The sequence below is a fragment of the Bacillus sp. JJ1609 genome (genome assembly GCF_036967045.1).
Lineage (GTDB): Bacteria > Bacillota > Bacilli > Bacillales > Cytobacillaceae > Mesobacillus.
Window position 1 is genome coordinate 36,940 of record NZ_JBALSS010000024.1, and the last position, 6,088, is coordinate 43,027.

The 6,088-nt window shown below is 42.0% G+C and carries 6 protein-coding genes; all 6 read right to left on the minus strand.

What is annotated here, in order from left to right:
• Nucleotides 1-35: 35 nt before the first annotated feature.
• Complete coding sequence (gene trxA / locus V7654_RS16565; RefSeq protein WP_335431748.1) at nt 36-350, minus strand: thioredoxin; 315 nt, start codon at nt 348-350, stop codon at nt 36-38.
• A gap of 172 nt (nt 351-522) precedes the next feature.
• Nucleotides 523-1,500, minus strand: a complete 978-nt coding sequence (locus V7654_RS16570) for an electron transfer flavoprotein subunit alpha/FixB family protein (protein ID WP_335431750.1) — start codon at nt 1,498-1,500, stop codon at nt 523-525.
• Between the two features lie 39 nt (nt 1,501-1,539).
• On the minus strand, nt 1,540-2,313 hold the full coding sequence (locus tag V7654_RS16575) for an electron transfer flavoprotein subunit beta/FixA family protein (RefSeq protein WP_335431751.1): 774 nt from the start codon (nt 2,311-2,313) through the stop codon (nt 1,540-1,542).
• A gap of 90 nt (nt 2,314-2,403) precedes the next feature.
• Nucleotides 2,404-3,177 (minus strand): enoyl-CoA hydratase, encoded by a 774-nt coding sequence (locus V7654_RS16580; RefSeq protein ID WP_335431753.1) that lies wholly within the window; start codon nt 3,175-3,177, stop codon nt 2,404-2,406.
• A gap of 172 nt (nt 3,178-3,349) precedes the next feature.
• Nucleotides 3,350-3,952, minus strand: coding sequence for a TetR/AcrR family transcriptional regulator (locus tag V7654_RS16585; RefSeq protein WP_335431754.1), 603 nt, complete (start codon nt 3,950-3,952; stop codon nt 3,350-3,352).
• 215 nt (nt 3,953-4,167) lie between these two features.
• Nucleotides 4,168-5,871: a long-chain-fatty-acid--CoA ligase gene (locus tag V7654_RS16590; RefSeq protein ID WP_335431756.1), complete on the minus strand. Its 1,704-nt coding sequence runs from the start codon at nt 5,869-5,871 to the stop codon at nt 4,168-4,170.
• Nucleotides 5,872-6,088: the final 217 nt, after the last annotated feature.

The following is a 6,088-nucleotide window of genomic DNA, read 5'->3' on the forward strand; positions in this document are numbered from 1 at the left end:
CGCCTTCATATGAAGGCGGGATTTTAATTTTATGATTAGATGTGTTGAGAAAGTCTGCCAGCAAGTGCTTCTTTAGGCTGGAATCCAACAACTTTATCTACTTGTTGTCCATCTTTAAGAACAAGTAATGTTGGGATGCTCATGATACCATATTTAGCTGCAGTTTCCTGGTTATCGTCAACATCAAGCTTAACGATTTTAACTTTTTCGCCCATTTCTGCATCTAATTCTTCAAGAACAGGAGCGATCATCTTACAAGGTCCGCACCAAGGAGCCCAGAAGTCAACAAGGACTAAGCCTGATCCTGTTTCGTTTGCAAAAGTTTGGTCTGTAGCATGTGTAATTGCCATTTGTATGCCTCCTAAGTAAATCTGAAATAATAACGAAAGTATATCATCGTTTACCAATTGATGCTATTTATTTGCTCTTGTTGTAATTTACCCTTTTCACCTATGGATATTCCTTTTAGATGAATTTAGTCAGAATTGAAAAACGGACGTATTTTACGTCCGTTTTTTCGATTTATGCATTTACTTTGAGCTTCTTAAACTCTTCAGTAAGCATTGGAATGACTTCAAATAAATCTCCAACAATGCCGTAGTCGGCAACTTTAAAGATATTTGCTTCTGGATCTTTGTTGATCGCAACAATAACTTTTGAGTTGGACATACCTGCAAGGTGCTGGATGGCTCCGGAAATACCTGCCGCGATATAAAGGTCAGGAGTTACTACTTTACCTGTTTGGCCGATCTGCAAAGAATAATCGCAGTAATCAGCATCACAAGCACCTCGAGAAGCGCCTACAGCTCCGCCAAGTACATCAGCGAGTTCTTTTAGCGGATTGAATCCATCAGCACTCTTCACTCCACGGCCGCCAGCTACTACTACTTTCGCTTCGGAAAGGTCCACACCTTCGCTTGCCTTTCGGACAACATCCTTAATAATTGTTCTTAAATCTTTGATTTCTGCTGATACAGACGAAACATCGCCTGATTTGCTTTCATCTTTTTGAAGTGGAGCTATATTGTTAGGACGGATCGTCGCAAAAATAAGGCCGTCAGTAACAATCTTCTTTTCAAACGCTTTACCAGAATAAATCGGACGTGTGAAGACTAAGTTACCTCCAGCTTCCTCAACTCCGATGGCATCAGAAATGAGTCCTGAATTTAATTTACTTGCAATTTTAGGGGCAAGGTCTTTCCCTAAAGACGTATGGCCTAAAATAAGTCCTTCTGGATTCTCTTGGTCAATGACTGCCATTAAAGCCTGTGAATATCCATCAGGTGTATATTGTCCTAGCTTTGCATCCTCTACCGCTACAACTCTGTCAGCACCAGACTGATAGAGATCTTTGCCTAAGGAACTAACTGAATCACCAATTAATACACCTACAACTTCTCCGCCCTCAGCAACTGTTTTCGCAGCAGCAATTGCTTCGAAGGAAACATTTCTTAGTGAACCGTCACGCGCTTCTCCCAATACCAATACTTTTCTCGCCATTTGATTTACCTCCTGCGTATTAATTCTTTCTGTAATGTCTTAAACGACTTTCGCTTCTGAATGAAGCAGGCTGACAAGTTCCTTTACCTGATCGGCAAGATCGCCTTGAAGGACTTTTCCTGCCTCTTTTTTAGGAGGAAGATAAATTTCAATCGTTTTTGTTTTCGCTTCTACATCATCTTCTTCTAAGTCCAGGTCATCCAGCTCGAGCTCATCGAGGGGCTTCTTCTTCGCTTTCATAATCCCTGGAAGAGATGGGTAGCGTGGTTCATTAAGTCCCTGCTGTGCAGTCACAAGAACCGGAAGGCTTGTTTCAAGGACTTCAGAATCTCCTTCTACATCTCTTGTGATCGTTGCAGTAGAACCATTAATTTCAAGCTTAGTAATTGTTGTTACATAAGGAATTCCAAGCTGGTCTGCTACTCGCGGAGCTACTTGTCCTGAGCCGCCGTCGATTGCAACATTTCCGCCAAGAATCAAGTCGGCTTCTTTATCCTTTAGATATTCAGCAAGGATTTTTGCAGTCGTAAATTGATCGCCATTCTCAACATCATCCTCGATATTGATTAGTACTGCTTTGTCAGCACCCATCGCAAGTGCAGTACGCAGCTGCTTTTCAGTTTCTTCGTTGCCTACAGAGACAACAGTCACTTCACCGCCGTGAGCGTCTCTTACCTGGATTGCTTCCTCAATCGCATACTCATCGTATGGATTGATAATGAACTCAGCGCCATCTTCATTGATTTTGCCGTTTGCGATTGAAATCTTTTCTTCTGTATCAAATGTCCTTTTCATTAGAACGTAGATATTCATTATTTGACCTCCTAAGTATTCAAACATTTTAGCTGTTCTAAAGATTAAAATAATTTATATTAAAAAAATATTTACCGCTAAAAGGTTTGCTTATTTGCCTTTGAAATCCGGATTTCTTTTTTCAAGAAAAGCCTGAATTCCTTCTTGTCCATCCTCTGAAAGGAATACATCTCCGAAGAGCTTAGCTTCTTCCTTTACTCCCTTGTAGAAGGATTCTGTCTTTGAATGGTTTAGCAGTTTAATAGCTGCGCCAATGGAAACCGGGCTCTTCTTTGCAATCTTCTCAGCCATCTTGTATGCGTTTTCAAGCAACTGCTCTTCAGGGTATGCGTGGTTAGCTAAGCCGAATTGCGCTGCTTCTATACCCGTTATTGGGTCACTTGTAAACAGCATTTCTGCAGCTCTTGCAACACCTACATAACGAGGAAGACGCTGGCTTCCAGCAAATCCCGGTATTAATCCTAGCTGCAGTTCCGGCAATCCCAGCTTGGCATTTTCAGATACAAGACGGAAATGGCATGCCATGGCCAGCTCCAAACCTCCGCCTAATGCTGCGCCATGGATGGCAGCAATAATTGGCTTTGGATAATATTCCATTCTTTCAAATAAGTCCTGGCCATATTCTGCAAGCTTCGCAAAATCTTCGCCAGTTTTGATTGTCGTGAATTCTTTTATATCTGCTCCCGCAGAGAAGAATCTTCCTTCACCGTGGATCAGTACCACTCTGATTTCCTGATTCCCCTCGATTTCGTCGAGCACTGCTGAAAGTTCTCTCAGTAATCCTGACGAAAGTGCATTGGCCGGCGGACGCGCAATTGTTATGGTTGCAATCCTGTCCTCCGTTGACCACTTAAGATACTCCACATTTTCCCCTCCCTTTGTATTAAGGCCATGTTAAATACAACTGTTGATTATCAACATTGACTTTAACACAGCCTTATTAAGTGCTCCTCACTCACCAGTTGCTTTATGGCCCCATTAAAATCTCTTATTTATCAGGGGCAAAATTGCCGAAAAGGTTGCGATAAGAGCCTAATTAGAGGACCGGTTTGCTGTCCTGGTAACCACAGCCGTTAATCAGAAGCTGATGGACCGCTTTAGCCAGGTCTGGAAGATTGTACTTCTGTTCATTCATTACCCATGAAGTAACAGTTTCATCTACCGTCCCAAAAATCATCTGCCTTGCAAGACGCAAATCAAGGGAGCTAGAAAACTCTCCATTCTCTATGCCTTCCAAAATGATTCTGTCAATCAGCATTAAGTAGCCTTTCAGCACCTCGTTGATTTTATGCCGGAGATCCTTATTTGACTGCCTTAGTTCCAGCTGGGTTACAATTGCAAGATGCCTGTCTTTGGAAAGCATCTTAAAATGCGTTTCCACCAACATGTATAATTTCTCTGTCGCCGTTGTTTTTCCTGCAATTTTTTGTTCGATATTTTCAACGAAGTAACCCATTTTCTCCTGGAACAGAGAAATCAGAATGTCTTCTTTATTCTTAAAGTACAAATAAATTGTCCCGTCGGCCACTCCAGCTTGCTTGGCTATTTTAGACACTTGAGCCTGGTGGTAGCCGTTTTCTGCGATAACGACAACTGCTGCGTCAATTATTTGCATGTATTTCGGCCTGTTTTTTTTCATTACTTTCACTCCCGCTCCAGGAAAAGCACAAGCATTAAAATGCTACAGTGACACACTCCCGTTTACGATTTTAGTCTGCAAATAGTTTACTGAATGAATCGTCATTCATATTTTAATAATAGTATCCAGTCACATTTCTGTCAAGGAAATGTGTTTCACTTGGACAAGCCTTAATATCCAAAAAGAAAGAGCCGATATAGGAGCCGGCTTTAAAATTAAGCACGCTTCTGTTCATCTTCCTGTCTTTTTGCTTTTTCTTCATCTACCAGTGCCCTGCGCAGGATCTTACCGACCGCTGTTTTCGGCAGCTCTTTTCTGAACTCATAAAGTCTTGGAACCTTATAAGCTGCTAGGTGTTTCCTCGCATACTCATTAAGTTCCGCCTCTGTCACTTCAGCGCCTTCCTTAAGAACAACATACACTTTGACTGTTTCGCCACGGTAAGGATCTGGAATGCCAGCTGCGACTACTTCCTGTACCGCAGGATGTTCATACAGCACCTCTTCAATTTCGCGAGGGTAAATATTGAAACCTCCGGCAATGATCATATCTTTCTTCCGGTCGACAATATAGAAATACCCTTCGTCATCCATATAGCCAAGATCTCCGGTCAATAACCAGCCTTCCCTTAGGACTTGTTCCGTTTCCTCCGGCCTGTTCCAATATCCCTTCATAACCTGAGGCCCTTTTACTGCTATTTCGCCGATTTCTCCTTGAGGCAGCGGTTCGCCGGTTTCCATTGATAGAACGACAGAATCCGTATCCGGCCATGGGACACCAATGCTCCCTTTTACCCTCTTTTTGTCCCATAGGAAATTCGCATGTGTGACAGGTGAAGATTCTGTTAAACCATAGCCTTCAACAAGCTTCCCCCCGGTAACTTCTTCGAATTGTTCCTGGACTTCGACTGGCAGAGGGGCTGAGCCACTTATACACGAATCAATCGAGGACAAGTCGTATTTTTTCAGGTCAGGATGGTTCAGCAGACCAATATAGATCGTCGGAGCTCCTGGGAATAAAGTAGGCTTCTGCTTCTGGATTGTCTTCAATGTCGTTTCCGGATCAAATTTAGGCAGCAGGACCATCTTCGACCCTTGCATGACTGATAGAATCAGGACAGCCGTCATTCCATACACATGGAAGAATGGGAGGATACCAAGTACCGTTTCTTCACCCGGCTTGCATTTATAGAGCCATGCATTACACATCGCTGCATTCGCAACCAGATTTTTATGCGTCAGCATAACGCCCTTCGGAAATCCGGTGGTTCCGCCGGTGTATTGCAATAATGCCAGGTCTTCTTCAAAATCAAAATCATACTCTTTAATCTGACCAGCAGGCTGCTTCATAATTTCATTGAAAAGGTGGTTCTGGCCTTCGTGTTTGACGTTTACGATAATTCCATATTGCTTCTTCTGGATAAATGGGTAGACAAGGTTTTTAGGGAAAGGAAGATAATCTTTGATAGCGGTTACAATTACATTCTCTAAATCCGTGTTCGCGATGACTTTTGAAACCCTTGGAAATAAAATATCTAAGGTAATAATTGCTTTTGCGCCTGAATCTTTCATTTGATATTCAAGTTCGCGTTCCATATACAGAGGATTCGTCTGGACGACAATCCCGCCGGCCATCAGTATTGCATAGTAGCTGATAATTGATTGCGGAGTATTTGGGAGCATGATTGCCACCCGATCTCCTTTTTCAATTCCCAATGATTGCAGATAAGCAGCCAATTTTTTCGCATAGTTATAAACCTGCTTATATGTCAGTTCCTTCCCCATAAAGTGTATTGCGACTTTATCAGGAAATTTATCTGCCGTCTGCTTCAAATAATTCTGGACTGTTGCTTCCTGAAGATCCAGTGTAGCAGGTATCTCAGGTGGATATTGCGATAGCCATGGCCTGTTTTCCAACATTCGTTACCCCCTTATTTAAAATTTTTTGAAAATTCTTTTGTTTTCCTCATTATAATATAATGGTCTTTTTATGACAATTAGAATAGTTTTTTGTAGGATATTTGCTCTATAGGGCATGTCCTGACGAAAGATTTACAAGTGCTTTAACACTGGCTTATATTTATTGCTGTGTTAACGATTCTTGTTGATTTTTAAGCTCTGTTGATTGTAGTGGAAG

Bases quoted from the DNA above. Each gene is read 5' to 3' on its own strand.
- trxA (WP_335431748.1), bottom strand. From the start codon at position 350: ATGGCAATTACACATGCTACAGACCAAACTTTTGCAAACGAAACAGGA.
- V7654_RS16570 (WP_335431750.1), bottom strand. From the start codon at position 1,500: ATGGCGAGAAAAGTATTGGTATTGGGAGAAGCGCGTGACGGTTCACTA.
- V7654_RS16575 (WP_335431751.1), bottom strand. From the start codon at position 2,313: ATGAATATCTACGTTCTAATGAAAAGGACATTTGATACAGAAGAAAAG.
- V7654_RS16585 (WP_335431754.1), bottom strand. From the start codon at position 3,952: ATGAAAAAAAACAGGCCGAAATACATGCAAATAATTGACGCAGCAGTT.
- V7654_RS16590 (WP_335431756.1), bottom strand. From the start codon at position 5,871: ATGTTGGAAAACAGGCCATGGCTATCGCAATATCCACCTGAGATACCT.